This window comes from Bradyrhizobium sp. (assembly GCF_049586575.1).
Taxonomy (GTDB): domain Bacteria; phylum Pseudomonadota; class Alphaproteobacteria; order Rhizobiales; family Xanthobacteraceae; genus Bradyrhizobium.
Genome location: NZ_JBAVCF010000411.1, coordinates 1 through 4,034, shown reverse-complemented (window position 1 = coordinate 4,034; position 4,034 = coordinate 1). Strand labels below are relative to the sequence as shown.

Here is a 4,034-nt window from a genome sequence, read left to right as displayed (position 1 = left end):
CAGGTACATCGCCATCGTCGGCACCAGCGTTCGCGACAGGATGAACGACCAGATCATCGCGAAGATCACCGCCTCGGCCATCGGCACGAACAGGAAGCGGGGAATGCCCTGCAGGAAAAACATCGGAATGAACACGATGCAGATGCAGAGCAGAGATACGAAGGCCGGCACCACAATCTGCTCGGCACCGTCCATGATCGCAGGACGCACGTCCTTGCCCTGCTCCAGATGCCAGTTGATGTTTTCGATCGTCACCGTGGCTTCGTCGACGAGAATACCGACCGCGAGCGCAAGGCCGCCCAACGTCATGATGTTGAGGGTTTCGCCGATGGCCGCCAGCATGACGATCGAGCCGAACACGGCGAGCGGAATCGAAGTCGCGATGATGACCGTCGAGCGCCAGCTTCCCAAAAACAGAAGGATCATGACGCTGGTCAACAGCGCCGCGATGACGCCTTCTCGCACCACGCCCTCAATGGAGGCTGCGACGAACACGCCCTGGTCGCCGACGAAGCCGATTTTCAGCGTATCGGGCAGTGAATCCTTGTACGCGGCGGCCTTCTTCTTGATGCCGGCAATGATGTCCAGCGTCGACGTGTAGCCCGACTTCAGCACCATCATCAGCACGGAGCGATTACCGTTGACGTGGACAACATTGGTTTGCGGCGGATTGCCGTCGCGTACGTTGGCGACGTCACGTATATAGATGGTGGCGCCATTGACGACCTTGATCGGGAGGTCGCCCATGTCGACGGCCTTCAACGGCGAATTGTTGACCTGAATGACATATTCAAAGCCGCCGATCTTCGACGTGCCTGCCGGCTGAATCAGGTTCTGCGCCGCGAGCGCGTTGGCAACGTCCTGTCCAGACAACCCCAATGACTGCAACTTCGTCGGATTGACGTCGATCTGGATCTGGCGCTGCTTGCCGCCATAAGGGTAAGGGATTGCAGCGCCGGGCACAGTGACCAGCGGCGTGCGCAGCTGGTTGATGGCGATATCGCCGAGGATTTGTTCGCTGAGCCCTTCGCCCGACAGCGCCAGCTGGACGATCGGAACCGTCGAGGCGTTGTAATTGAGAATCAGCGGCGGCGTCGCACCCGGCGGCATCTGCTTGATGATCGTCTGCGATATGGCGGTGACCTGCGCATTGGCCGTGCGGATGTCGGCATTCGGCTGGAAGAAGATCTTGACGATGCCGACACCGTAATAGGAATTCGCGGTGATGTGCTCGATATCGTTGACGGTCGTCGTCAAAGCTCGCTGGTATTGAGTGACGATGCGGCCGGCCATCTGATCTGGCGGCAGGCCGGCGTATTGCCAGACGACGCCGATCACCGGAATGCGGATTTCGGGAAAGATATCGACCGGCGTGCGCATCGCAGCCAGCGGCCCGATGATCAGGAGGAGCAGCGCGAGCACGACGAAGGTGTATGGCCTGTTAAGGGCAATACGGACCAGTTCGGTCATGGCGTGCGCATTCCTCGATCGAACATGATGGGATGAATATGATGCAGCGCGGCATTTACCTGAAATACCGTGAAATAGCCAATGTCTGGGCAGACACATCCCTTCAATTCCGCGTCAGACTTTCTGCAAGATGCGCGGGCGTCAGAATGCCAGCCTCGGTTAATGCATCAGATCGAGCGCGTCGGAAAAGAAACGAGGACCGCCGAAATTGCCCGATTTCAGGGCAAGGCTCATCTCGCCTTCCTTCGCACCGACTGCGTGCAATACCGGAACGCCTGCCGCGATTTCAGCGCCGACCAGAAAACCCGGGATGCCTAAGCGATCCACGACCGCGCCTGAAGTTTCACCACCTGCAACTACCAGACGCCGCACGCCCAACCTCACCAGACCTTCGGCAATATTGGCCATGGCCTGTTCGATGGCATGCCCGGCTGCATCGCGGCCATGACGGGATTGCAGGGCTGCGACCTGATCCGGCGTCGCACTTGACGCGATCAGGATCGGTCCCTCGGTCATCCTCTGCGCGGCCCAGGAAAGCGCACGCCGCGCTTCGTCCTGCCCCGTGATAATACGGTCCGGATCGAGACGCAGGACAGGCATCATCTCTTCCGCGTTGGCAATCTGCTGCAATGTTGCCTGCGAACAGCTGCCGGCAAGGCAGGCCGCCGGGCCGCCGATCGGTGCTTCCGCCGCCTCGCCCGCGGCATCCTTCTGTCCCCCGCCCGTGGCCACTAAAGCGCGCGCCAGACCAAGCCCGATGCCGGACGCGCCGACCGATAGCCGATGGTTGAGCGCGACCTCGCCGATCGTCTCCAGATCGCGATCGAACACCGCATCGATGACGGCCGCGCCAACGCTCTTGTCCGACAGATCCGCCAAGCGCGCCCGCACCGCCTCGGGTCCGCGAACGACGGTTGCAAGATCGACCAGGCCGATTTTGGTTTTGCTCTGACGCGCCAGCACCCGCACGAGATTTGAATCGTGCATCGGGTTGAGCGGGTGATCCTTCAACGGGCTCTCGTTCAGCGGCACCGCGCCGACGAACAGATTGCCCTGGTAGACGGTGCGGCCGGTCTCGGGAAACGCGGGCGTGACCAGAACGATGGCATCGCCGGAACTGCCGCGCAGCGCATCCATCACCGGACCGATATTGCCGGCATCGGTCGAATCGAATGTCGAGCAAACCTTGAACAACACATGGTTCGCGCCACGGCTACGCAGCCATTTGTCGGCGGCCTGCGAACGCGACACCGCAAGGCTCGCCTCGATCGACCGGCTCTTGAGCGACACCACGACGGCATCGACCTCCGGCAGTTTGAGTTCGTCTGCGGGAACGCCGATCGTCTGCACCGTGCGCAGGCCCGCCCGCGTCAGCGTGTTGGCGAGATCGGACGCGCCGGTGTAATCGTCGGCGATGCATCCCAGCGCGAGTCTCACGATTTTTTCCCCACATAGGGCTCGAACCAACCGAGCCCATCGGTCGTCTTGCCGCGCGGGTTATATTCGCAGCCGACGAAGCCGGCATAACCGAGACGGTCGAGTTCGGCGAACAGGAACGGATAATTCAATTCCTCGCCGTCCGGCTCATGGCGCGAGGGAATACTCGCGATCTGGACATGGCCCGTTATCGGCATCATTTCGCGTATCCGCATGGTCACGTCGCCGTGCAGAATCTGGCAGTGATAGATATCGAATTGCAGCTTCAGGTTCGGAATCTTCAGGTCGTTGATCTGGTCGCGCGCAAAGCCGAAGTCGTTGAGAAAATAATTGGGCGTGTTGCGCGCGTTGAGCGGCTCGAGCACGACGTCGATGCCGTGGGGCGCGAAGAATTCCGCCGCCCATGTGACCGATTTGCGAAACGCCGCTACCGCCTTGGGGTCCTTTCGATCGGCCAGTCCTGACATCAGATGCAGCCGCTTGACGCCGGTCGCTTTCGCGTAAGGCAACGCGGTGACGAGGCTCTGCTTGAGATCATCGAAGCGCTCGGGCAGTGCGGCAAATCCTTTCTCGCCGGCATCCCAGTTGCCCGGCGGGAGATTGAACAGCGCCTGGGTCAGGCCGTTGTCGTGCAGACGTTTGCCGATCTCCTCGGCCGGATACGCATAAGGAAACAGGAATTCGACCGCCGTGAAGCCGGCCTTCGCCGCCGCCTCGAAGCGGTCGAGGAACGGCACTTCATTGAACAACAGCGTGAGATTGGCGGCAAAATGGGGCATCTGGTGTCCTCTTGTCGTTCAGGCTTATTCGCCGGGGAGCTTCGTGCCGGTCACCCGCGCATACATCCGTGCGACCGACGCGTCGTCGTCGCGGCCCATGCCGGATGCCGCCGTCATCAAAAACATCTGAAGTGCTGCGGCCGATACCGGCACCGGAAACTTCGCGGTGCGGGCCATGTCCTGGATGATGCCGAGGTCTTTGACGAAAATCTCGACCGCGCTGCGCGGGGTATAGTCGCCGTCGAGCACGTGGGGAATGCGGTTCTCGAACATCCAGGAATTGCCGGCGGATGCCGTGATCACCTCGTATACTTTTCGGATATCGAGGCCCTGCTTGGCGGCAAACGC

Annotated in this window: 4 protein-coding genes; all 4 read right to left on the bottom strand. The window is 61.0% G+C overall.

The genetic code is table 11. The features are described from left to right. A partial coding sequence (locus WB528_RS16200) for an efflux RND transporter permease subunit (protein WP_423889423.1) occupies positions 1-1,470 on the bottom strand: 1,470 nt, incomplete at its 3' end. A 159-nt stretch (positions 1,471-1,629) separates the two neighbouring features. After that, complete coding sequence (gene otnK / locus WB528_RS16195) at positions 1,630-2,907, bottom strand: 3-oxo-tetronate kinase (protein ID WP_423889422.1); 1,278 nt, start codon at positions 2,905-2,907, stop codon at positions 1,630-1,632. Next, the gene (gene otnI / locus WB528_RS16190) at positions 2,904-3,686 is read right to left on the bottom strand and encodes a 2-oxo-tetronate isomerase (RefSeq protein ID WP_423889421.1); all 783 of its coding nucleotides are present in this window, start codon (positions 3,684-3,686) and stop codon (positions 2,904-2,906) included. The genes otnK and otnI overlap by 4 nt, the downstream gene beginning before the upstream one ends. A gap of 24 nt (positions 3,687-3,710) precedes the next feature. Next, positions 3,711-4,034: NAD-binding protein (locus WB528_RS16185; protein ID WP_423889420.1), on the bottom strand; the 324-nt coding region annotated here is incomplete at its 5' end.

Coding starts and splice junctions, on each gene's coding strand:
- otnI (WP_423889421.1), bottom strand. CDS start 3,686: ATGCCCCATTTTGCCGCCAATCTCACGCTGTTGTTCAATGAAGTGCCG.